This window comes from Lysinimonas soli (assembly GCF_042655435.1).
Lineage (GTDB): Bacteria > Actinomycetota > Actinomycetes > Actinomycetales > Microbacteriaceae > Lysinimonas > Lysinimonas soli.
On sequence record NZ_JBHSMG010000001.1, the window covers coordinates 1,482,679 to 1,505,620 of the forward strand.

Below are 22,942 nucleotides of genomic sequence, written 5' to 3' on the forward strand. Positions count from 1 at the left end.
TCACACCGGAACAAGCGGGGTCGGATCCATGCTTCTTCATGAACCTGGGCGGCACCTGGCAGCTGGACGTCAGGAGCCATGGTCGGGGCTCCCACGGGCGTGCGGCGGGCCTTCTTTCGCAGCCGCGCGTGTGCCCTGCGTGCCTTTCCCGTACGTCTCCCGTGCGCTCGGCCGATGCTCCCGCGCCCCTCCTCCACAGGATCTATCTTCGATAGTTGTCCACCAACAGGTGAGCATATCTAGAATTCTTGTTCCCTTTGTAGGAGGATCGTTCCATGCCCCTGATCGCGACCACGCATCTGGAGGTCCCCGACCTCACAGCGATCGCGCACGCCAGCGATGAGGAGCTGATCGAGGCGATGCGGCAGTGGGCTCAGACCCGTCGAGTCGTCGATGCCGGGCTCGCCACCCTTGCCGGAGTGGTCGCGGCTCGGTCCTCGCTCGAGCTCGGCTACGACGGCCTCGCACAGCGAGCCGGCGCGCGCACGGCCGACGCCCTGGTCTCGCAGCTCACGGGTACCTCGGGCCCCGAAGCGCGAGCGATCACCTCGGTCGGTGCCATGCTGGGCGATCCGGCGCCGTGGCTCAGCGAGGTGGCAACGCGCGTCACGGAAGGTGCGCTGTCGATCGGGGCCGCTGCGGCCATCCAGACCGGACTGGGCTCGCCCTCAGCCGATGTCGCCGCCGACGATCTCGCAGATGCGGCGCGCGCTCTGCTGAGCACCGCGCGCGAGTTGCCGCCCGAGAAGGTGGCACGACGGGCGCGCGAGCTGCGCGACGACCTCGACGAGGCCGGCATCGCCGATCGGGAAGCGGCCCTGCGCGACAAGAGGTTTCTGCGGCTGACGCCGCAATCCGACGGCACGACCCGACTCAGTGGTCTGCTCGACCCCGAGTCCGCCGCTCTGCTGACCGACGCGATCGACGCCGTCACCGCGCCACGCCGCGGCGGACCCCGGTTCGTCGACCCGAGCGCACGAGCTCGTGCCGACGCCGTCATTCAGGATCGGCGCACGACCGAGCAACTCGCTCTCGACGCTCTGATCGAGATGGTCCGCATCGCAGCGGCAGCCGACGAGGGTCGCGTGTTCGGCACGCGCACCCCCGCAGTACGCGTGCATGTCGCCTTGGCCGACCTCGCGCGGGGAGCGGGAGGAGCTCACCTCGAGGGTCAGACCTCGGCGATCTCGACGGGAACGGCCGAACGGATCGCGTGCGCTGAGGGCAGCGTGGCGATCCAGTTCGACGACAACGGAACGCCGCTGCGACTCGGGCGCAGCCGACGGCGGTTCACCCAGGCTCAGCGGACCGTGCTCGCCGCGATCTGGGGCGGATGCGCGATCCCCGAGTGCGAGCGACCGCCCTCCTGGACCGAAGCCCATCACATCAACGAATGGCACCGCGACCACGGATCCACCGATGTCGACGACGGCATCCTCCTCTGCCGCCATCATCATCTGCTGACGCACAACAACGGATGGAAGATCAGGCGAGACGGCACCCGCTATGACCTCATTCCTCCGCCCGGTGATCGACTCCATCGACGGTCGATCCCGCTCATCCCGAGGAATCCGACGCATCGACGCCTGCTGCGCGCGAGTGGGGTCGGTGCGGAGCGGGGCGGCGACGGCGACGGCGACGGCGACGGCGAGCGTGCCCCACGGGTGATCCCGACGTCGAGCCAGTAGCGTCGACGGCATGCAGCTCTGGCCGGGAACGGCGTACCCATTGGGAGCCACCTTCGACGGAAACGGAACCAACTTCGCTCTCTTCAGCGAGGTGGCAGAGAGCGTCACGCTGTGCCTCTTCGACGCCGAGCTGAGCGAGACGCAGATCCCCCTCACCGAGGTCGACGGCTACGTCTGGCACGGCTACCTGCCCGGAGTGCAACCCGGGCAGCGCTACGGCTACCGAGTGGCGGGACCGTGGGATCCCACGAAGGGCCAGCGCTGCAACCCCGCCAAGCTCCTGCTCGACCCGTACGCCAAGGCGACGACCGGCGACATCCGCTGGGGGCAGTCGCTGTTCTCATACCGGTTCGACAACCCCGAGCAGCGCAACGACGACGACTCCGCCAAAGACACCCTGCACGGCGTCGTCGTCAACCCCTTCTTCGACTGGAGCGGCGATCGCGCCCCGCGCACGCCCCTCGCCGAATCGGTGATCTACGAAGCCCACGTGAAGGGCTTGACCGAGCTGCATCCGGATGTCCCGGACGACCAGCGCGGAACCTACGGCGCCCTCGCCCACCCCGCGGTCATCGGTCACCTCCAGAAGATCGGCGCGACCGCGATCGAGCTCATGCCGGTGCACCAGTTCGTCGACGACAGCACCTTGCAGCAGAAGGGCCTCAGCAACTACTGGGGCTACGACACGATCGGCTACTTCGCTCCGCATGCGGCGTATTCCTCGGCAGGAGCCCTCGGGCAGCAGGTGCAGGAGTTCAAGGGCATGGTGCGCGCCCTGCACGCGGCGGGCATCGAGGTCATCCTGGATGTCGTCTACAACCACACGGCCGAGGGCAACCAGCTCGGTCCCACCCTGTCGATGCGCGGGATCGACAACGCGGCGTACTACCGGCTCGTCGACGGGCAACCCGAGTTCTACATGGACTACACGGGCACCGGCAACTCGCTCAACGCAGGGAACCCGCACACCCTGCAGCTCATCATGGACAGCCTGCGGTACTGGGTGACCGAGATGCACGTCGACGGCTTCCGCTTCGACCTGGCGGCGACTCTCGCACGCGAGTTCTACGAGGTCGACCGGCTGTCGGCGTTCTTCGAGCTCGTGCAGCAGGATCCGATCGTGTCGCAGGTCAAGCTCATCGCCGAACCGTGGGACATCGGCCCCGGCGGCTACCAGGTGGGCAACTTCCCTCCGCAGTGGACCGAGTGGAACGGCAAGTACCGCGACACGGTGCGCGACTTCTGGCGGGGCGAGCCGTCGACGCTCGGCGAGCTGGCCTCGCGGCTGACCGGGTCATCCGACCTCTACGAGAACACCGGACGTCGCCCCGTCGCCTCGATCAACTTCGTCACGGCCCACGACGGCTTCACGCTGCTGGACCTGGTCTCGTACGACTCGAAGCACAACCTGGCCAACGGCGAGGACGGCAAGGACGGCACCGACGACAACCGCTCCTGGAACTGCGGGGTCGAGGGTCCCAGCGACGACCCGGCGATCATCGCGCTGCGCTCGCGCCAGCAGCGCAACTTCCTGGCCACGCTGCTGCTGTCGCAGGGCGTGCCGATGATCCTGCACGGTGACGAACTCGGGCGCACGCAATCCGGCAACAACAACGGCTACGCCCAGGACTCCGAACTCACCTGGGTGCACTGGGACCGGGCCGACCAGGGCCTCATCGACTTCACGGCGGCGATCGCACGGCTGCGGCGCGAGCATCCGACGTTCCGGCGCAGCCGATTCTTCGACGGCCGGCCGATCGTACGCGCCCAGGGTGAGCCGCTGCCCGATGTCGAGTGGCTGACCCCCGACGGCTCGGCGATGACGCCGGAGGACTGGGAGTCGGGATTCGGCCGCACGCTCGGCATGTACCTCAACGGCCAGGGCATCCACGGCGTCGATGCGCGCGGGCAGCGGGTCACCGACGTGGCGTTCATCGTGTACTACTCGGCGCACGATCAACCGGTGCCCCTCGTGCTTCCGGATGCCGACCACGCCGTGGGGTGGGACATCATCGTCGACACCTCAGGCGCGCATGTCGACGGCGAGGTGCTCACGGCGGGGTCGGCGTGCAGGGTCGGCGCCCACTCGATCCTCGTGCTGCGGGAGCACACCGCCGCCGCCTCGGGAGACCCGGCCGTGAGCGCGAGCCTCGCGCCGCCGACGACCGTCTCGCCGGATGTCGAGTGACGACGCCCCGGGACGTCCGAGAATGCCCGAGGAGGCCGTCCCGATGACGCCCACCCCCGGCATCGACGTCACGAAGCGCGACCCGACCCTCGACCTCGCGCGGGTGTTCTGCGTGCTGCTGGTGGTCGCCATCCATCTGCTCGAGGTCGGAGTCGGCACCGGACCTCGGGGACTCGTGGTCAGCCGGCCGCTCGAGCACCAGCCCTGGTTCGACGCCGCCACCTGGGTGCTGCAGATCATGCCGTTGTTCTTCGTCGTGGGCGGATTCGCCGGCAGCACCGCCTGGCGCCGCATGCAGACCCGCGGCGAGCCGGGAGCCGCGATGACCGAGCGGGAGGGCGGCCTCGCGGCGAGCTACGCGGCGAGTCGGGTGCTGCGTCTGGCGGAACCCGCGCTGCCCTTGTTCGTCTTCTTCGCGGTCGTCGTCGGAGCGGCGACGCTCATCGGCGTCGACCCCGCCCTGCTCGACACGGTCACGCTCGGAGCCGGCTCGCCGCTGTGGTTCCTGGCGGCATACGGCCTCAGCCAGGTGCTCGTGCCCGTCGCCTCGGGGTGGCACGCCCGGGCACCGCGGCTCACGGTCCTGCTGCTGCTCGCCGGCGCGATCGTCGTCGACCTGCTGCGCTACCGCACCGGGATCGTCGAGATCGGCCTCGTCAATCTGTTCTTCGTCTGGATGCTCATCCAGCAGTTCGGATTCTGGTACGCCGACGGCCGGTTCGCCGCCCGACGGTGGTGGCAGTTGGCGATCCTGGGGATCGTGAGCTGGGCGACGCTGATCCCGCTCACGCTCTGGGGTCCGTACTCGCCCGACATGCTCAACAAACCTGAACCCGCCCACGCTGCCTCTCGTGGCGCTCGGGCTCTCGCAGGCGTGCGTGCTGCAGCTGCTGCGGCCCGCCCTGGCCGCGCTCATACGCACGAGGGTGGCATCCGTCACGGTCCGATTGGTGGGATCCCGGCTCATGACGATCTACCTCTGGCACCTGCCGATCATCATCGTGCTCTCGGGCCTGGCCCTGCTGATGCCGGGTGCGAGCCCCGAGCCCGGGACTGCGAACTGGTGGTGGCTGCGGATCCCGTTCTACCTCCTCGTGATCGCCCTGCTTTTGGCGCTGTCGAGGCTCATCGGGCGCTGGGAGACCCGGCGCGCTCCGAGCCGGACTCCCCCGGTTCGGGTCGTCATCGTCGCGGCCGCCCTGACCATCGCGCCCCCTCTGCTCGAGATCGAGTTCCCCTTCGACCTGACGCTCGCGATCCTCGGGGTGGGGTGCTTCTCGATCGCCCTGCTGCTGCTGGGTCGACGCCCGGTGCGCCTGCCTGCGGCCCGTGCGGCTCCTGCACACGAGGAAATGAGCACCTAGGCTGGCGAGCATGAAGGCGACGATCCTGCACGGTGTCCGCGAAATCCGCGTCGAGGAGCGGCCCGATCCGGTCATCCTCGCCCCGACGGACGCCATCGTCAGGGTCACGGCGGCGTGCGTGTGCGGCTCCGATCTGTGGCCGTACCGCGGAGTGCGCCCCATCGACGCGCCGCAGGCGATGGGACACGAGCTCGTGGGCGTCGTGGAACAGGTCGGCGCCGAGGTGCGCTCGGTGAAGCCGGGCGACTTCGTGATCTCGGCGTTCTCGTTCAGCGACAACACCTGCCAGAGCTGTCGGGCCGGATTCACCTCGGCCTGCGACCACAGCAGCTTCTTCGGCAGCAAGGATGCCGCGGGACTCGACACCCCCGGTGCGCAGGGCGAGATCGCCCGCATCCCCCTCGCCGACGGCTCACTCGTCGTCGTCCCCGCGCCCGTGGACGACGCCCTCGTGCCGAGCCTGCTGGCGCTCGCCGACGTGATGTCGACCGGACACCACGCCGCGGTGTCGGCCGGCGTCGGGCCCGAGAGCACCGTCGTCGTGGTCGGCGACGGCGCCGTCGGCCTGAGCGGCGTGCTCGCCGCCGCCCGGCTCGGCGCTCCGCGCGTGATCGCGATGAGCCGGCACGCCGACCGCGCCGAGCTCGCCCGTCGCTTCGGAGCGACGGATGTCGTGGCCGAGCGCGGTGAGGACGGCGTCGCCGCGATCCGCGACCTGCTCGGCGGCGAACTCGCCGACTCCGCGCTGGAATGCGTGGGCACCGAGGAGTCGATGAACCAGGCGATCGGCGCCGTACGCGGCGGCGGTCGGGTCGGCTACGTTGGCGTTCCGGCCGGGGGGTCGCGTCTTCCGATCGGGGTGCTGTTCTCGCGCAACATCATGGTCGGCGGCGGCATGGCGCCGGCGCGGCACTACATCCCCGAACTGCTACCCGACGTGCTCGACGGCACCATCGAGCCCGGACTCGTCTTCGACCTCGAGCTGCCCCTCGAGGAGGCCGCCGAGGCCTACGCGGCGATGGACGAGCGCCGCGCCATCAAGAGCCTGTTGCGCCCCTGAGGCCCCCACAACAGTTCCCGCACTGTTCAACGTCCTGACAACCGGGATGTCGCTGCGCCGTCCCCTGGCGCCGGTACCGTCCGAACAGGACGAAGAGGTCGGCGATCATCTCGGCAGCGACACCGCCGAGGAGGCGTCACGGCCGTCGACGATCACGGGAAGGGAACGCCCATGCGCATCACCGTCATCGGCTGCGGATACCTCGGAGCCGTCCACGCCGCGAGCATGGCCGAACTCGGTCACGACGTCGTCGGCATCGATATCGACGAGGCGAAGATCGCGATGCTCGCCTCCGGTCGGGCGCCGTTCTACGAACCGGGCCTGCCCGAACTGCTCGAGCGATCGCTCGCCGGCGGTCGCCTGCGGTTCACGACCGACATGTCGGCGGCCCGGGGCAACCGCATCCACTTCGTCGCCGTGGGCACCCCGCAGAAGCCACGCGAGAACGCCGCGGATCTGCGCTTCGTCGACGCGGCGATCGACGCGCTCGTTCCCTGGCTCGAGGCGGGCGACCTCGTGGTCGGCAAGTCGACGGTGCCGGTCGGCACGGCGCGCGGCATCGCCGATCGCCTGGCCGAGTCGGAGACCGGCGCGTCCCTGGCCTGGAACCCCGAGTTCCTTCGTGAGGGCCTGGCCGTGAAAGACACGCTGCACCCCGATCGGCTGGTCTACGGGGTTCCCGACGGAGACCCCGCGGGTGCTCGGCAGCTGCTCGACGAGGTCTACGCCGCGACCCTGTCCGAGGGCACGCCGCTCGTCGTCACCGACTACGAGACGGCCGAGCTCGTGAAGGTCTCGGCGAACGCCTTCCTCGCGACCAAGATCTCGTTCATCAACGCGATGGCGGAGGTGTGCGAGGTCGTCGGCGCGGACGTCACCCAGCTCGCCGACGCGATCGGGTACGACGCGCGCATCGGACGCCGCTTTCTCAACGCCGGGCTCGGCTTCGGCGGCGGATGCCTGCCCAAAGACATCCGCGCGTTCATGGCGCGTGCCGGCGAGCTCGGTGCCGATCAGGCGCTGACCTTCCTGCGGGAGGTCGACCGGATCAACATGCGCCGACGGGAGCGCGCCGTCGATCTGGTGCGCGAGGTGCTCGACGGTTCGCTGCTGGGGCGGCGGATCGCGGTGCTCGGCCTCGCCTTCAAGCCGGATTCCGACGATGTGCGCGACTCTCCCGCCCTGAACGTCGCCGCGATGCTCTCGCTGCAGGGCGCGGCCGTCATCTGCCACGATCCGAAGGCCGTGCCGAACTCGCGCAAGCGGTTCCCCGAGCTCAGCTACACCGAGTCGCTGGACGAGGCGGTCGCCGACGCCGACGTCGTGCTCGTGCTGACCGAATGGGGCGACTACCTCGAGATCGACCCCGAGGTCCTCGCCCGCAAGGTCGCGAATCCGATCGTCGTCGACGGCCGCAACTGTCTCGACGCCGAGGCCTGGCGGGCGGCCGGATGGCGCTACCGTGCGCTGGGACGGCGGCGCATGGACGCGCGAGTGGGCGCCCTGGTCTGAGGCTCAGCCGTTCCAGGGCAGGAAGGCGCTCACGAGCGGCGACCCCACCACGTGGTCGACGACCGGGACCACGAGCGAGCCGCCGAATCCGCCGCGTTCGTCGGCGCTGCGGAGGGTTCGTTCGAGCGAGCCGGGCACTCGACGTTCGGCCCGGGTCGCGGAGCGCGCGAGGGTGGCCGGCTCGCTCGAGAGCGGACGCTCCCCCGTGCCGGCTCCCCGGCTGAGTTCTTCGTAGATCGCCTCGCGCTGCGGCTCGCGGAGGTCGAGGAAGGCCTCGGTGTGCGCCTGCTCGAGGGACTCGATGGGAGCGGTTCCGAGCACGTGGCGGTAACGGCGAAGGACGCGGTCATGGGCGATATCGCCATGCTCGGTGCCGAACAGCCGGCTCAGTACACCCATCTCGTCCACCTCCTCCCATCACGGTAGGCGGGCGATCTGGACGCCTGCTGGACTGCGCCTCGGGATTGCCTGGCCGGGGAGCGGTGCCCGGTCAGACGGTGCTGGAGCCCGTCACCACCGGAGACGGCAGCGGCTCGTTGGGGATGACCGCCCAGCAGATCGCGTAGATCAGCAGCTGCGACCCGGGGAGCACGAACGACAGGATCGCGATCAGCCGGACCACCGTGACGTCCCAGCCGAACCGGCGGGCGAGGCCCGCGCAGACCCCGGCGACGATGCGGCCCTCGCGCGGGCGGACGAGAGAGGAGGTTGTCATGGCTCAAGCCTCCCCCGGATCGACAGCACGGGCCAGCGGGTTAACCCCCGGCATCCGGGTGTCCACGGCCACCGCGCCCGCGCCCGCGCCGCCACGACGCTCTCACGACCCCGGCAGCAGCATCCCGTCGATCAGCAACTCGCGCACCTCGGCGACCGTCGAGCGTTCCAGCTCCGCGACGTCGAGATCGAGCAGCTGCGCGACGGCGGTCACGATCACGCCGAGGCCGAGTTCGCCGTCGCAGGCACCCACGATCGCGGCGAGCTCCGTGCCGACGCGCACCTCGCGGCGGAATCCGCCGCCCTGACGCAGCACCAGCACGCTGGGGTCCGCCTCGCCGGGCCAATGGCTGCGCTCCTCCGTGACGTCGCCCGCGACCTGCAATCGGGCGGCGAGCAGCTCTGCGTCGGAGCGCACGGCCTGCCAGTCCGCGGCCGCGAGCGCGGTCGACAGATGCGTTCCGAGGCCCGCCGTGCCGCGACCGAGTGGAGCATCGAGGCGTTCCACCCGCCGCATTCGGCCCCTCATCGACGGCGCCGCGGGGTCCGGATGCCGCAGCAGCAGATACCCGAACCCCACCCCCGTCACTCCCCGGGCGTCGAAGTCGTCGAGCCACGCGCCGCAGAGCCGCTCGAAGTCGGCCGACCCGGGCCGCGTGCCGCCGTCGCGGATCCAGGTCTCGGCGTACTGCGACGGGTCCTGCCGTTCCCGTTCGATGATCCAGGCGTCCAGCCCCGCCTCGTCGGCCCAGCCCGCCGCTCGCTGCAGACCGTCGACGTCGGCGCGGTACTCCCAGTTGCCCAGCAGCTGCGCGATCCCGCCGGGAACGAGGTGCTCTGCCGCGCCGGCGACCACCTGCTCGATGAGCGCATCGCCGACCAACCCGCCGTCGCGGTACTCGTACTCCGGCACCCCGGGCGCGCGCGGCGTGATGACGAAGGGCGGGTTCGAGACGATCCGATCGAAGCGCTCCCCCGCGACCGGCTCGTAGAGGCTGCCGAGCCGGAAGTCGATGCCCTCGATGCCGTTGAGCACCGCGTTGAACCGGGCCAGCTCGAGTGCGCGGGACGAGATGTCGGTGGCGACCACGCGATCGGCCCACCGGGACGCGTGCATGGCCTGGATGCCGCATCCGGTCCCCAGGTCGAGCACCGTCGCGACGGGGTCGGGCAGCAGCAGCCCGCTCAGCGTCAGCGAGGCCCCGCCGACCCCGAGCACATGGTCGGGGCGCAGCTCGCGACCGGTGGCGAGCTCGCCCAGGTCGCTCGCGATCCACCAGGAGCCGGCGCCCTGGGCGTCGAGGAAGTCGTAGGGCCGCAGATCGACGAGCGCCGTGACCCGATCGCCGTGCTCCTCGACGAGGCCCAGACGGCGCGCGCCCTCGAGCGTGAGCGACGCGAGGGCCGCCTCGGCGGCGTCCCGGGCGACCGGAGATCCGAGCACGAAGAGCGAGGCGAGGGTGCCGAGCGGCGTCGTGCGGCGGCTCAGGGCACGCTCGGCGGGCACCCGGTTGCCGCGTTCGAGGGCCGCGTCGGCCTCGGCGCCCCAGAGAGCTCCGAGCGCGGGAACCGTGAACCGCGCCGCGATCAGGTCGGAGCGCAGCAGCTCGATCAGCGGGGCGGACTCGAGGGGCTGCGCGGGGGCGGTGGGCACCGCTCTATTCTGGCCGCCCGGTTGGAAGCCGCCCGATGAGGCTGGTGGACCGCTCGGCCACGGGGGCCGGTCAGCCCTGCAGCACCGACAGGATGTTACCGGCGGGGTCGAGGAACCAGGCGATGTCGGGGCCCCTGTTCGCCGCACGTCCGCGGGCGATCCCGCGCTCGTCCTGGTTCGTGCCGGGGTAGATCTCGAGCTTCACCCCGGCCGCGCTGAGTTCGTCCACCGCGACGTCGATGTCGGGCACCTCGAGGTTCAGCACCGTGAAGGTCGCGGGCACGTGATTCGGCTTCTCGTAGACGAAGACGGGCGCGCCACCCGTGACATTGAGGCGCAGGCCCATCGAGTCGCTCATCACCTTGAGCCCGAGGGTATCGCGGTAGAACGCGGTGGCCCTCTCGAGATCGTCGACCGAGAATCCACTGAAACCGCCGGTTGTCGTCAACATCGCGCTCTCCTTTGTGTACGCTGTTCACAATCTACACACGGCCTTCCCACGGGGCCAGAGGTCACCGAGCCAGACGGGCAGGAGTCGTCATGCCGACGGTCGCGCGCGCCAGCTACCGCCATGGCGACCTGCGGCAGGCCCTGCTCGACGCCGGGCTCGAGATGGCCCGCGAAGGCGGCCCCGACGCCGTCGTGCTCCGCGAGGCCACCCGGCGTGCCGGGGTCTCGCCGAACGCCGCCTACCGGCATTTCGCCGATCGTTCCGAGTTGGTCGAGGCGGTCAGCGACGCGGCGCAATCGCTGGTCGCGGGCGCGATCGAGGCCGAGTGGGATGCCGTGCCCGCGACGCTCAGCGCCGAGGAGGCGGCACACGCGCACCTGCGCGCGGTCGGCCGCGGCTACCTCGGCTTCGCACGGGACGAACCGGGGCTCTTCCGGGCCGCGTTCACCGTGCCGGGCGACCTCGACCAGGCACTGAGCCCCGAGAAGGCGGGCCCGGGCGGACGCACCTCGTTCCAGCTGCTCGGCATCGCGCTCGACGAACTGGTCGCGGTCGGCGCGCTGCCCCCCGAACGGCGCCCGGGCGCCGAGTTCTCGGCATGGTCGGCCGTGCACGGGCTCGCGATGCTCGTGCTCGAGGGTCCGCTACGCGGACTCGACCCCGAGGTGGCCCGCGCGGCCGCGGTGCGCCTCATCGACATGGTCGACCGCGGGTTGTAGCCGCAGGCCGGTTTAGGCTGAACGCAGCATGAAGCCGCTGACCGATGCCGACATCCGGGACTCGCTCGTGAACGCGAGTCAGGACGAGGCCATGCGGATGCCCCTGCCGGGCCTCCATGAGGTCGTCTGGGACGATCGCGAATACCTCGGTTGGCGCGACCCCGGCTCGCCGCAGCGCGGGTATCTCGCCTACTGGCGCGACGGACGCCCGGTCGGACTGGTGCTACGCGCCGCCGAGACGCGGCTGCGTGGCGGGTCGGCGATCTGCTCGCTCTGCAACACCCCGCAGCCCTCCTCCCAGGTCACGATGTTCACGGCACCGCGGGCGGGTCGCGCCGGCGAGCGCGGCGACTCGGTCGGCACCTACATCTGCGCGGACCTGGCCTGCTCGCTGCTGATCCGGATCGCCCCGCCGCAGTACGAGATGCAACCCTCACCCGACGAGGTCGTCGCCGGGCGGGCGATTCGCCTCGCCTCGCGGCTCGACGCCTTCGTGTCGCGCGTGCTCGAGCACGCCTGACGCGCCCGGGTCAGACGCAGACGCTCGCCAGCGCCTCCTCTGCTCCGGCATAGCGACCGAGCACCGCGCCGCGCTCGTCGCGCACGACGTACTTCCCGTGTTCCCGGGTCACGACCGCCCGCACCAGGTCGGAGTTCTCGCCGAGGATCGTCCAGCTGCCGAACGCTCCGCCTCCGGAGGTCACGGCCGGTGCTGCACGCCGCGCGGCGTCCGAGGCGACGACAGCGCCCACGACGACAGCGCTCACCAGGACTCCCCCGAGCCCTGGTGACGGCGCACGTCGTCGACGGCCGCCGCGAGCGTCGCGCGTTGCGCGACCTCGACAGCGAACTGCGGGCAGTCGCCGACGAGCGCGACGTAGACGGGATCGACGTAGTCGACGTAACCGAGGATCTCGCCGCGATCCGAGAGCTCGAGAAGACCGTCGGGTCTCAGCCGCACCGCCACGCGGGTCGCCTGTGCGAGCACCGAGGCGAGACCGGCGAGCCAGCCCGGACCATCCTCTGCTCGCGAGTGAGTACGTGTGTCTGCGGTTCTCGTCTCGACCATAGCCGGCCCCCTCGTGCGGCGAGCATATCCCCCGAACGGGGGCGATGCCTACGGCCGGGAGCTGAAAACTCGGCGAGAGTTGCCGGTGGTGCCGCCGTCATCCGGCTCAGCCGGAGACGACGCGGCGGACCTCCGCCACGAGGCCGGCCATGACCCGCCGCATGTAGCCGGCCCAGGCGAAACGCACGATCAGCGCGACGATGCCGCCGCATCCACGTCGAGCCTCGAAGCTGTAGGTCCAGGTGATCAGGGTGCCGCCGTCGGCGGCGTCGAAGCGCCACTCGGCCCGGGCGTGATCCACCAGCAGACCGAAGAGGCCCGTGAAGCCGGTGAGCTCGTAGGCGAAGAATCCGGGACGGTCGACGAGCTGGACGGTCTCGACCACGGTGCCGCCGTTGGACAGCTGGAGGGTGCGCGTCTGGCCCGCGGCATCCCACGCACCGGTCTGATCGCGTACCGCGACCACGGCGGGGAGGATGCCCGACCGGGGATAGAAGCGGCTCGGATCGCTGGGCGTCAGAAGATCGAAGGTGCGCGCCGGCGGTGCGGGCGCGATGCCCCGCGTGGTCGAGGCAGCAGGCGTGGTCTCAGTCCGTGCGCTCGAGGAGGTGGAACGGAATGGCGAGCGCGACGACCACCGAGAGGATCCCCGAGAAGAACATCAGGCCCGCCCACTGCTCGGGCGCTTCGATGGCGTAGCCGAAGAGGAAGAACGCACCGATGAAGAACGCGAGAGCCACCAGGAAGACGAAGACCTTCATGGTGTCAGCCTATCGGTCGCGGATGCGGCGACCGAGCCCCCTACCGCCACGACTTCGGGCCGGTCGAGCCCGCCGGATAGCTGTCGAGCGGCACCGCGTTCTTCCGCCAGGCGGCGAGCACCGGGGTCACGATGCGCCAGCATTCCTCGGCGACGTCGCCGCGCACCGAGAGGGTCGGATCGCCGGCGCAGAGTTCGGCGAGCACCTCGCCGTAGGCGCTGAGCTCGCTGGCGCCGAACTGGGCCTGCAGGGTGTCCCACTCCAGGTCGAAGGGGTCGTCGCGACCGTTGGTGACGAGGTCGATCTCCATCGTGGCCGGGTTCACCCCGACGCGAAGCCTCGCCTGACGCGACGGCGCGCTGAACCCGGTCGGCAGGTGCGGCACGTCACGGAAGGTGAAGACGATCTCTTGGCGCGGGTCGCCCAGCGCCTTGCCCGAACGCAGCACGAACGGCACGCCGTCCCACCGCCAGGTGTCGACCGCGACCGTCATCTCGGCCAGCGTCTCGGTCTTGCGCGCCGGATCGACGCCCGGCTCGCCCGCATAGGCGGGCATCGTGCGCCGACCGACCTTGCCGGCGGTGTAGCGCGCCCGGCGGCTCTCCGTCCCGTTCTTGAGCCACGGCCTCGTGGCCCGCAGCACCTGCGCCATCGCGCCGCGCAGGTCCTCCGACCCGACCGACGACGGCGGTTCCATCGCCGCCAGGGCCAGCACCTGCAGCAGGTGGCTCTGGATCATGTCGATCAGGGCACCGGCCTTGTCGTAGTAGCCGGCGCGGCCCTCGAGTCCGAGCGCCTCCTCGATCACGATCTCGACGTGCGCGACGTTCTGTGCGCTGAGCAGCGGTTCGAAGATCCGGTTCGCGAAGCGCAGCCCGAGCAGGTTGAGCACCGTCGACTTGCCGAGAAAGTGGTCGACCCGGAACACCTGCTCCTCGGGCACGACGGTCTGCAGCAGTCGGTTGAGCGCGCGCGCCGAGGCGAGATCGGTACCGAACGGCTTCTCGAGGGCGAGCACGATGCCGGCGGGCAGCTTCTGCCCCGCGAGCGCGGCCACGGCGAGGGCGGCGACGGCAGGCGGCAGGGCGAAGTAGAGGGCGACCCGACCGGTCGCGGCATCGATCGCCCGCATCAGGTCGGTCGCGTCGGTCGCGTCGCCCCGGAGGTAGGTCGAGGCCTGAGCGACCCGCGTGCCGAGGGCGGAGGGGCTCGCCGCGAAGGCCTTGGCGACACGGGAGCGCCAACGGGCATTCGTCACCTCTTCGCGGTCGACGCCGATGAGCTGCAGCTCGGCCCCGCGCGAGGAGGCCAGCAGCGAGGCGAGTCCGGGAAGCAGCAGGCGAGAGGTGAGATCTCCCCCGGCGCCGAGGACGATCAGGGTGTCGATGCGCGATGACGCCATGCTGCGAGGCTATCGCGCAGCATCCTGGCATTCGCCGATCCGCCGATCGAACAGCCGGCGCTCGGCTTCGCTCGGAGCCAGCGTGCGTGCCAGGCGGTAGGCCACCACCGCCTCGTCGACGCGACCGAGGCGGCGCAGTGCGTCGGCCCGGGCCGCGGCCAGCAGGTGATTGCCGGCGAGCTGCCGGTTCGCCTCGAGAGCCTCGAGGGCCGCGAGTCCGGCCGCCGGCCCGTCGCGGAAGCCCAGCGCCACGGCGCGGTTGAGGTCGAGCACGGGAGAGGGATGCCGCCGCCGCAGCCCGTCGTAGAGCGCGACGATGGCATCCCAGTCCGTGTCGTCCGGATGCCCCGCTCGGGCGTGCACCGCGGCGATCGCCGCCTGCACGCCGTAGCCGCCCAGCCCGGCGTCGGACGCGGGAGCCGCACCGAAGGCCTCGACGAGCTCGAGCCCCTCGGCGATCGCGACGACGTTCCAGCGCGATCGATCCTGCTGTTCCAGCGTCACCAGTTCGCCCGCGTCATCCAGACGCGCCGCGCGTCGGGCGTGGGTGAGCAGCAGCAGCGCGAGCAGTTCGCGTGGTTCCGGTTCGGCCGGCAACAGCCGCACGACGAGACGCGCGAGCCGGATCGCCTCCTCGGCGAGCGCATCGCGCACGGTGCTCCCGTCGCTCGGCGCGTGCCCCTCGGTGAAGATCAGGTAGATCACGGCGAGCACGCCGCTCACCCGTTCGGGCAGCAGCTCGGGCCCGGGCACCCGGTACGGGATGCCGGCGTGCACGATCTTGTTCTTGGTGCGCAGCAGCCGCTGCGACATCGTCGCCTCCGAGACGAGGAAGGCGTGTGCGATCTCGGCCGTCGTGAGCCCGCCGACCACGCGCAGCGTGAGGGCGACCCGCGACTCGAGCGCGAGCGCCGGGTGACAGCAGGTGAAGAGCAGGCGAAGACGCTCATCGGCGACGTCGATGTCGTCCGCGCCGAGGGAGTCGGGGTCGTGTCCGTCGATCGCATCGGCACTCTCGACGGCCTCGGGTGTCTCGGCGGCCACGAGCCGCAGCTTGCCGCGCTCGCGGTGCGCCCGGCGGAGCACGTCGAGCGCCCGATGCCGGGCTGTCGTCAGCAGCCAGGCGCCGGGAACGCGCGGGATCCCGTCGCGGGTCCAGGCGAGCAGCGCCCGCTCGAAGGCGTCCTGGGCGCAGTCCTCCGCGAGCGTCCAATCGCCGGTCAGGCGCATCACGCCGCCGAAGACCGACGCCCATTCCTCGCGGTGCGCGGTCGCGAGCGCCGCGCGCACCGCCTCGACGCTCGCCCCCGTCACCTCGTCTCCTGCCGAGTCATTCGACAGTGTCGAATCGGGTCAGCCCTCGAAGGGCCAGACCGGGCGCACCTCGATGCGACCGAATCGTGCCATCGGGTGCTTCGCCGCGATCGCGATCGCCTCGTCGAGGTCCGCGCATTCGAGCACGTCGTAGCCGGCGATCCACTCCTTGGTCTCGGCGAAGGGGCCGTCGGTGACGAGCAGTTCGCCGTTGCGGACCCGCACCGTCGTGGCATCGGCGGGCGGGCGCAGCCGGTCGCCGTGCTTGCGCGCGCCGGATGCCTCCAGCTCGGTCACCCACTCCTCGATGTTGTCCTGGGCCGGGTCGTACGTCTCGGCCTCGGAATCGGTGGCGATGAACAGCAGGTATTCCATGAATCCTCCTTCTGGGAACGGTACGTGAGCACGACGATCGAGGGGGCGTCGATCCGACACGTTCCGACAATCGGCCGGAAGTCGGTCGCGGAGTCGGCCGCAGGATCGCGCCAAGCTTCGCATCCGCTGAAGGGGGTGGACGAGGCCGACCCGCGCGAGTACGGTTCTGTTCATCAGACCGCCGGAGCCACGTTCCGGGTTCCGGTTGGTCGCGTCGCCGGCGAGCACGACGCCGGGGTCCGCGGCTCCGGCGGTCTCCTGGACGAGGTCGCCTGGACGATGGATTCCTTCATCCGCAGATCGCCGCTGCGATCGAGCGTGATCGCCGCGGTCGGGTACGACCCCGACACGGCCGAACTCGAGGTGGAGTTCCGCAGCGGCGACGTCTACCGCTACTACGCGGTGCCCGCCTCGGTGCATCGCGCCCTCGTCGAGGCCGACAGCCCCGGCGCCTACTTCAATCGTCGCATCAGCGATCACTACCCGACCCGGCAGCAGTACTGACGTACGCACCCCGTCCAGGTGGCACCCGAAGACGCGATACCCGCGCGCGAGGGCGATCGGCACACTGAGGGGAGGTGTCGAACGGCCGGGGGGCGCGACATCCAGCGTCGGGGAGAGGGACACAGTGGCAGCGGGGGATTCCGCCGCAAGCGAGGCGGAGCGTCAGCGTCGGCTCGCGGACGAGCACGCCCGCCTGGCCTCCGTCGCCGGGCAGATGGCGCGCAACTTCGCCGCTGCCGCGGCCAGTGAGGACCGTCTCGCCCGCACGCTCATCGAGCTCGAGCCCCTCGGGTACAGCATGCTCGCCGACCGGCGTTGGCCGGGATCGGCGCGCGCCAACGTCGACCTGATCCTGGTCGGGCCCGGGGGTGTCATCATCGTCGACGCCAAGGCGTGGCGTGAGGTCACCGTCGCAGCCGGGCGGGTGTTCCGCGACCAGGACGACGTCACGGGCGAGATCGAGAAGCTCGCCGACCTGGTCGTCACGGCGCAGATCGGTCTCGCCGAGATCGGACTCGCCGCCGGCGAGGTGCGCGCCCTCGCGGTGTTCACCCACCGGGCTCTTCCCCGCACCGATCTGTTCGGCGTGACGATGCTCGGCGAGGCGGCCGCTGTCACCGAGATCGCGCGACGCGGAACCCGTCTGAACGCCGAGCAGATCGCCCGTGTGCGCACCGAGCTCGACCGCCTGTTCCCGCCCATGACGACCGGTCCCATCCAACTGATCGACACGGCGGTGCGCGAGCCCGTGCTGCCCGCGTCGATCACGGCCGCTCGGGCGACGGCGGCGCACCCCGAGCTCGCGACCATCGACACCCTGACTTCGCAGCAGATCCAGGATGCCCTGTTCGAAGGCGTGCGCACGGCGCCGATCGAGGAATGGATGGCCTTCCTCGACCCGACGCAGGCCCGGCTCGTGCGCCGCAACTTCAACGGGCCCTCGCGCATCCGGGGCGCCGCCGGCACGGGCAAGACCGTCGTCGCGCTGCATCGTGCGGCGCATCTGGCACGCACGATGCAGGGCCGGGTGCTCGTCACGACATTCGTGCGCACGCTGCCCAAGGTCATGTCGGCCCTCACCGAGCGCCTCGCACCCGACGTCGCCGATCGGATCGACTTCCGCAGCGTGCACAGCTTCGCGCGCGACGTGCTCATCCAACGCGGGCGCCCCGTCGTGATCGACGCGACCGCCGCCGACCGCATCTTCAAGGACCTCTGGGAACGCGACGGTAAGAGCGGCCCGCTCGGCAAGGTCGATTCCGCGCCCGGGTACTGGCAGGAGGAGATCGCCCACGTGCTCAAGGGCCGCGGGCTGAACCGCTTCGAGGACTACGCGGGACTCCCCCGCACCGGGCGGCGTCGAGCCCTCAGCCGCGAACTGCGCGCCGAGGTGTGGCGGCTGTACGTGGCCTACGAGCAGGCGCTCGCGACGCGCGGCATCCTCGATTGGGAGGATGTCATCCTCGAGGCCGAGAGCTCGCTCGCCGAGACACCACTCACCGGCTACGGCGCCGTGATCGTCGACGAGGCGCAGGATCTGTCGTGCGCGATGATCCGGATGCTGCACTCCGTGGTCGGCGACGCGCCCGACGGCCTCAACCTCGTCGGTGACGGACAGCAGACGATCTATCCGGGCGGCTACACCCTCGCCGAAGCGGGAGTCGCGATCAACGGGCGCGGCGTCGTGCTCACGCGCAACTACCGCAACACGATCGAGATCGCCGACTTCGCCGCCGCACTCGTCGCCGACGACGCGATCATCGACATCGAGGGCGGGCCGGCCTCCACCGAACGGGCCGAGGTCGTACGGCACGGTCCCCGGCCGGTCTACACCGTGTTCCCCTCGCGCTCAGTGCACGATCGCTCGCTCGTCGAGCGGGTCCTGCGCATCGTGGCCGACTCCGGGGGCACGACCGGGTACGGCGACATCGGCGTGCTCGCCCTCTACAGCTGGCATGCTCGCGAGGCGGCCCAGGCGCTCGAGGCCGCCGGCATCCCGACGGTGCAGCTCGAGATGTACGACGGCCGGCCGGTGGGCGCCGTCAAGGTGGGCACGGTCAAGCGCGCCAAGGGCCTCGAGTTCAAGGACGTGCTGGTCGTGCGCACTCCCCCGCACCTCGTGCAGGCCGGGCTGGTTCCCGACACGGATGACGCGGCTCTCGAACGCCGCGAGCTGCAGCGCCGCGAACTCTACGTCGCGATGACGCGGGCGCGCGACGGCCTCTGGGTGGGCGTCGCCTGACCCGACGGCCGCGTCAGGCCTTCTTGCGCGGAGCTGCGAGCTTGAGCGCCGTCTCCTCCGCGTCGATCGCCGCGAGCACCGACAGCACGGCGGGCTCCTGGTAGCGACCCTCCCGCCGTGCCTGCAGCACGGCCTGGCGCTGCGCCGCGATCATCGTCTTGCGCAGGCGGGTGTAGGCCACCAACCTCGGCTCACGGCCGTCCTCGGGCGGATTCGCGATCGCCTCCTCGAGAAAGGCGGAGTTCATCCGCAGACGCTCCACGACCTCCTCCTCGTCGCTGTCCGTGAGGTGGTTCGCCAACTCGTCGACGCCCGCCTGCTCCGCCTCGGCCATCAAGGCGAACCGCTCCTGATGCTCTTGGTCGTAGTTCGGTGCGGGCAGCTTGAGAGCCCGGATGATCGTCGGCAGCAGGAGGCCCTCGAGCAGAGTGCCGACCACGACGACGAAAGCCAGGAACTGCAGGAACGAGCGCTGCGGGGTCTCGGGGGGAAGCAGGAACACGGCGATCAGGGTCACGACCCCGCGGATTCCGGCCGAGCTCACGGCCGCGGCGTTGCGCCAGCTCCATCCGCGCGAGCGCAGGAACCGCGGCCCGCGCCGATAGAGCAGGGTGATCGCGAACACCCAGATGAAACGCACCACGACGAGGGCGAGAAGGATGCCGAGACAGATCCCGACGGTCGGCCAGACGCCAGGGCCGTTCTTGAGGGCCCCCTCGACGATCGCCGACAGGTTCAGGCCGATGAACAGGAACACCGCGTTCTGCAGCAGGTAGTCGATGGTGCGCCAGTTGAGCCGCTCCGCCACCCGGGCCTCGGCCGACTGGATGCTCGGCGAGCGGTAGCCCAGGAACAGCCCCGCGATCACGACGGCCAGCACCCCCGAGCCGCCGAAGGACTGCGCGGCGATGAAGGCGAGGTACGGCGTGATGAGGGAAAGGCTCGTGTCGAGCACGGGGGCGTGGAGCCGTTTGCGGATCGCAGCCAGAACCCAGCCGACCGCGAGCCCCACCGCGACGCCGCCGACCACCGCGATCACGAAGTCCCCGGCCACGACCCAGGGGTTGACGACGGCGACGATGGCCGCGATCGAGGCGTTGAGCGCCACCAGGGCGGTGGCGTCGTTGAGCAGGCTCTCGCCCTCGAGGATCGTGACGACGCGCCGGGGCAGGTTGATGCGTCCGGCGATCGCGGTCACGGCGACGGCGTCGGTGGGCGCGACCACGGCACCGAACGCGAAGGCGGCGGCCAATCCGATGGCGGGCATCAGGATCCAGGCGGCGAAGCCGATCGCGACGACCGTGAACGCGACGAGTCCGATCGAGAGCATCAGGATGCTGTCGTTGCGGGCCCGCACGTCGCGGAACGAGGTGCGGATCGCGGCCGCGAACAGCAACGGCGGGATGACCCCGTAGAGCACGAGTTCGGGATCGATGCCGATGCGCGGCACGGCCGAGATGAACGAGACGACGGCCCCGACCGCGACGAGCACGATCGGCGCCGACCACCCCACCCGCCCCGAGATGCCCGTGATCGTCACGGTCACGAGCACGAAGGCGACCACCCAGATCACGGCGAGCCGGGTGTCCAGCGGCGCGGAGGCCGTCGACGCGGTGATCGATGCCAGGGTCGTCGGGCCCGGGGCGGCGAGGCTGAGCATACGGTCAGAGTAGTCAGGGAATCGCTCGCCGTGCGGCCGCGGGACGGGCGGCGGCGCAGGCTAGCCTGGTCACGTGGCCCTGCTCCCCGATGCGCCGTCGCCCCGACTCGTGATGGCGCCCGACGGCGTCGCGCTGGCCACCTACGAATGGGGCGACCCGGATGCCCCGGTCGTCGTGGCCGTGCACGGTTTCGCCTCGTCGGCGCTCACCAACTGGCATCTGACGGGGTGGACCCGCGAGCTCACCCGATCCGGATTCCGGGTGCTCGCTCTCGATCAGCGCGGACACGGCGCGAGCGGCAAACCGCACGACCCCGCCGCCTACACGATGGCGACCCTCGTCACGGATGTGCTGACCGTCGTCGACACCCACCTCGTCGACGAGTTCGCCCTCGTGGGGTACTCGCTCGGCGCCCGCGTGGGCTGGCACGCCGCCCTGGAACTGCCCGAGCGCATCTCGCGGGTCGTGCTCGGCGGCATCCCCGGCGGCGACCCGCTCACCCGGTTCCGCGTCGACGAGGCTCGCGCCTATCTCGGTGGCGGCCCGGCCCTCGACGACCCGTTGACGATGACCTACGTGCAGATGGCCGCCGGCATCCCGGGCAATGACCTGCATGCGCTGCTGAGCCTGGTCGAGGGGATGCGCGGAGGCGACCAGCCGGATCCGGCGAACCCGCCACGACAACCGGCCCTGTTCGCGACCGGCAGCGAGGATCCGATCGTCGAGGCCTCCCGCACGCTGGCCGCCGCCGCACCGCACGGCGAGTTCTTCGAGATCCCGGGCCGCAACCACTTCAACGCTCCGACCTCGAAGGCGTTCCGGGAGGCGGCGAGCGCCTTCCTCGTGCGGCGCTGAGCCGACGACCCCCGTCGCCTCGGCGTGCGCGCGGCGCGGCGCGGGACGGGATCGCGGGCATGGCAAGATCGTGGGAACGCTCAACTCTGCGTACCTTCCCCCTTCTCGAAAAGACACCCCGCCCCATCCCCGACCGAGCGGAGCCCACGTGACGAATGCCGTCGCGAACGGGGTCGGATCCCGGCTGCTGAGCCTGCGCTTTCGCGGTCGGGCCGTCCCGGTCACGGTCGTGCTGCTGCTCGGCTATCTCGTGGCCCGGCTGCTCACGACCGGGTTCCTCGCCGTATTCTGGGCGGCCGCCTCGACCGGGCACTGGTCGACCGCCCACTACGACGGCGGCCCCGGGTTCCTCGGCTTTCTGAGCTCGTGGGACTCCCGCTGGTACGAGCGGATCGCTCTGCACGGCTACCCGAGCACCCTGCCGGTCGACGAGGTCGGCGACGTCAAGCAGAGCACCTGGGCGTTCTTCCCGGTCTTCCCGGTCATCGTGAGGGGCCTCACCCTGCTGACCGGGCTCGATTTCAAGCTCGCCAGCATCGCGGTGGCGGTGCTGTTCGGCGCGGGCGCGACGGTCGCGCTGCACCGGGTGCTGCTCATCCGGTTCCGGCGCACGCAGGCGCTCTGGGGCGCCCTGTTCTTCGCCTTCAGCCCGTTCTCCTTCCTCCTGCAGGTGGGCTACGCCGAGAGCACCTTCCTGTGCTTCCTCTTCATCGCGATCTGGTTCATGATGCATCGCCGGTACCTCGCGATGCTTCCGTTCGCGCTCGTCGCCTCGTTCACGCATCCGGGTGCCCTCGCACTGGCGGCGGCGATCGGGTTCCAGGGCCTGCATCGGCTGTGGCGCCGGCATCCGATCGCGAACCGGGAATGGATCACCGGATGCGTCGCGATCGCCGTCATCGTCGCCGCGGCACTGGCCTGGCCGGTCATCGTGTCGACCACGACGGGCGACCCGAGCGGCTACTTCGACACCGAGCTGTCGTGGTGGCGGCAGTACCTGGGCCGCGTGGTCTTCGTGCCGTTCACCCCGTTCTTCCTGTTCTACGGGGCTCTCTGGGGCCCGATCGGCTACGTCGTGGTCGCCGTGGTGCTCGCCGCCATCGGGTTCTGGATGACGCGGCGCTCGACCCGCGTCTACGGAGCCGACCTCTGGACGTTCGCCGCGAGCTACATGGCGTACCTGGTGGCGGTGTTCCTGCCGACGCAGAGCCTGCTGCGTCAGCTGTTACCGCTCTCGCCGCTGCTGGGGCATCCCGGCCTGTCGCGCACGCGGCGACGCCGGCTGATCACCCTCGCCGCGTTCATCGCGTCGCAGCCGATCGCGATCTACGTGCTCTGGGTGGTCTACCCGCCCTAGCGATCCGGGCCCGCCGGACGCCCGCCTCTTGATCCGCGCCCCGCCACGGCAG

22 protein-coding genes and 1 pseudogene are annotated in these 22,942 nt (G+C 70.8%); 11 read left to right on the top strand and 12 right to left on the bottom strand.

Annotated elements, in window-relative coordinates:
- The first annotated feature begins 275 nt into the window (after positions 1 to 275).
- From ACFPJ4_RS07195 to ACFPJ4_RS07215, 5 genes are all read left to right on the top strand, one after another.
- Complete coding sequence (locus tag ACFPJ4_RS07195; RefSeq protein ID WP_386739681.1) at positions 276 to 1,688, top strand: HNH endonuclease signature motif containing protein; 1,413 nt, start codon at positions 276 to 278, stop codon at positions 1,686 to 1,688.
- Positions 1,689 to 1,698: 10 nt separating this feature from the next.
- Positions 1,699 to 3,876 (top strand): glycogen debranching protein GlgX, encoded by a 2,178-nt coding sequence (glgX, locus tag ACFPJ4_RS07200; RefSeq protein ID WP_386739682.1) that lies wholly within the window; start codon positions 1,699 to 1,701, stop codon positions 3,874 to 3,876.
- Between the two features lie 43 nt (positions 3,877 to 3,919).
- Complete coding sequence (locus ACFPJ4_RS07205) at positions 3,920 to 5,254, top strand: acyltransferase family protein (RefSeq protein WP_386739683.1); 1,335 nt, start codon at positions 3,920 to 3,922, stop codon at positions 5,252 to 5,254.
- Positions 5,251 to 6,300 carry a zinc-binding dehydrogenase gene (locus ACFPJ4_RS07210; protein ID WP_386739684.1) on the top strand — a complete coding sequence of 350 codons (1,050 nt, stop codon included), beginning with the start codon at positions 5,251 to 5,253 and terminating at the stop codon, positions 6,298 to 6,300. The genes ACFPJ4_RS07205 and ACFPJ4_RS07210 overlap by 4 nt, the downstream gene beginning before the upstream one ends.
- A gap of 171 nt (positions 6,301 to 6,471) precedes the next feature.
- Positions 6,472 to 7,812 (top strand): UDP-glucose dehydrogenase family protein, encoded by a 1,341-nt coding sequence (locus ACFPJ4_RS07215; protein WP_386739685.1) that lies wholly within the window; start codon positions 6,472 to 6,474, stop codon positions 7,810 to 7,812.
- A 3-nt stretch (positions 7,813 to 7,815) separates the two neighbouring features.
- Here the strand turns inward: ACFPJ4_RS07215 and ACFPJ4_RS07220 are convergent, their stop codons facing one another.
- The 4 genes from ACFPJ4_RS07220 to ACFPJ4_RS07235 form a co-directional block, all read right to left on the bottom strand.
- Positions 7,816 to 8,211: a hypothetical protein gene (locus tag ACFPJ4_RS07220; protein WP_386739686.1), complete on the bottom strand. Its 396-nt coding sequence runs from the start codon at positions 8,209 to 8,211 to the stop codon at positions 7,816 to 7,818.
- A gap of 91 nt (positions 8,212 to 8,302) precedes the next feature.
- On the bottom strand, positions 8,303 to 8,527 hold the full coding sequence (locus tag ACFPJ4_RS07225; protein WP_386739687.1) for a PspC domain-containing protein: 225 nt from the start codon (positions 8,525 to 8,527) through the stop codon (positions 8,303 to 8,305).
- A gap of 102 nt (positions 8,528 to 8,629) precedes the next feature.
- Positions 8,630 to 10,180 (bottom strand): DUF7059 domain-containing protein, encoded by a 1,551-nt coding sequence (locus ACFPJ4_RS07230; protein ID WP_386739688.1) that lies wholly within the window; start codon positions 10,178 to 10,180, stop codon positions 8,630 to 8,632.
- Positions 10,181 to 10,250: 70 nt separating this feature from the next.
- Positions 10,251 to 10,631 (bottom strand): VOC family protein, encoded by a 381-nt coding sequence (locus ACFPJ4_RS07235; RefSeq protein ID WP_386739689.1) that lies wholly within the window; start codon positions 10,629 to 10,631, stop codon positions 10,251 to 10,253.
- 89 nt (positions 10,632 to 10,720) lie between these two features.
- On the opposite strand from ACFPJ4_RS07235, the gene ACFPJ4_RS07240 reads away from it, so the two are divergent.
- Both ACFPJ4_RS07240 and ACFPJ4_RS07245 read left to right on the top strand, forming a co-directional pair.
- A complete protein-coding gene (locus tag ACFPJ4_RS07240) occupies positions 10,721 to 11,350 on the top strand; it encodes a TetR/AcrR family transcriptional regulator (RefSeq protein ID WP_386739690.1) in 630 nt (209 codons plus the stop codon).
- Positions 11,351 to 11,378: 28 nt separating this feature from the next.
- Positions 11,379 to 11,870: an FBP domain-containing protein gene (locus ACFPJ4_RS07245; protein ID WP_386739691.1), complete on the top strand. Its 492-nt coding sequence runs from the start codon at positions 11,379 to 11,381 to the stop codon at positions 11,868 to 11,870.
- A gap of 10 nt (positions 11,871 to 11,880) precedes the next feature.
- Here ACFPJ4_RS07245 and ACFPJ4_RS07250 read toward each other — a convergent pair whose 3' ends face one another.
- From ACFPJ4_RS07250 to ACFPJ4_RS07280, 7 genes and pseudogenes are all read right to left on the bottom strand, one after another.
- Positions 11,881 to 12,117, bottom strand: coding sequence for a hypothetical protein (locus ACFPJ4_RS07250; RefSeq protein WP_386739692.1), 237 nt, complete (start codon positions 12,115 to 12,117; stop codon positions 11,881 to 11,883).
- On the bottom strand, positions 12,114 to 12,419 hold the full coding sequence (locus tag ACFPJ4_RS07255; RefSeq protein ID WP_386739693.1) for a hypothetical protein: 306 nt from the start codon (positions 12,417 to 12,419) through the stop codon (positions 12,114 to 12,116). The genes ACFPJ4_RS07250 and ACFPJ4_RS07255 overlap by 4 nt, the downstream gene beginning before the upstream one ends.
- Positions 12,420 to 12,525: 106 nt before the next feature.
- Positions 12,526 to 12,978 (bottom strand): annotated as a pseudogene (locus tag ACFPJ4_RS07260) (SRPBCC family protein); the annotation flags it as partial.
- 28 nt (positions 12,979 to 13,006) lie between these two features.
- A complete protein-coding gene (locus ACFPJ4_RS07265; RefSeq protein WP_386739694.1) occupies positions 13,007 to 13,180 on the bottom strand; it encodes a hypothetical protein in 174 nt (57 codons plus the stop codon).
- Between the two features lie 40 nt (positions 13,181 to 13,220).
- Complete coding sequence (locus tag ACFPJ4_RS07270) at positions 13,221 to 14,582, bottom strand: glucose-6-phosphate dehydrogenase (protein WP_386739695.1); 1,362 nt, start codon at positions 14,580 to 14,582, stop codon at positions 13,221 to 13,223.
- Between the two features lie 9 nt (positions 14,583 to 14,591).
- Positions 14,592 to 15,896, bottom strand: coding sequence for an RNA polymerase sigma factor (locus tag ACFPJ4_RS07275; protein WP_386739696.1), 1,305 nt, complete (start codon positions 15,894 to 15,896; stop codon positions 14,592 to 14,594).
- Between the two features lie 39 nt (positions 15,897 to 15,935).
- Positions 15,936 to 16,271, bottom strand: a complete 336-nt coding sequence (locus ACFPJ4_RS07280; RefSeq protein ID WP_386739697.1) for a YciI family protein — start codon at positions 16,269 to 16,271, stop codon at positions 15,936 to 15,938.
- A 24-nt stretch (positions 16,272 to 16,295) separates the two neighbouring features.
- Here ACFPJ4_RS07280 and ACFPJ4_RS07285 point away from each other — a divergent pair, with 24 nt between their 5' ends.
- Positions 16,296 to 16,775 carry a KTSC domain-containing protein gene (locus tag ACFPJ4_RS07285; RefSeq protein ID WP_386739698.1) on the top strand — a complete coding sequence of 160 codons (480 nt, stop codon included), beginning with the start codon at positions 16,296 to 16,298 and terminating at the stop codon, positions 16,773 to 16,775.
- A gap of 124 nt (positions 16,776 to 16,899) precedes the next feature.
- Complete coding sequence (locus ACFPJ4_RS07290) at positions 16,900 to 19,017, top strand: nuclease-related domain-containing DEAD/DEAH box helicase (RefSeq protein ID WP_386739699.1); 2,118 nt, start codon at positions 16,900 to 16,902, stop codon at positions 19,015 to 19,017.
- 13 nt (positions 19,018 to 19,030) lie between these two features.
- Here the strand turns inward: ACFPJ4_RS07290 and ACFPJ4_RS07295 are convergent, their stop codons facing one another.
- Positions 19,031 to 20,677, bottom strand: a complete 1,647-nt coding sequence (locus ACFPJ4_RS07295) for a Na+/H+ antiporter (protein WP_386739700.1) — start codon at positions 20,675 to 20,677, stop codon at positions 19,031 to 19,033.
- Between the two features lie 73 nt (positions 20,678 to 20,750).
- Here ACFPJ4_RS07295 and ACFPJ4_RS07300 point away from each other — a divergent pair, with 73 nt between their 5' ends.
- The gene (locus ACFPJ4_RS07300) at positions 20,751 to 21,533 is read left to right on the top strand and encodes an alpha/beta fold hydrolase (protein ID WP_386739701.1); all 783 of its coding nucleotides are present in this window, start codon (positions 20,751 to 20,753) and stop codon (positions 21,531 to 21,533) included.
- Positions 21,534 to 21,681: 148 nt separating this feature from the next.
- Positions 21,682 to 22,890, top strand: coding sequence for a mannosyltransferase family protein (locus tag ACFPJ4_RS07305; RefSeq protein ID WP_386739702.1), 1,209 nt, complete (start codon positions 21,682 to 21,684; stop codon positions 22,888 to 22,890).
- Positions 22,891 to 22,942 lie beyond the last annotated feature (52 nt).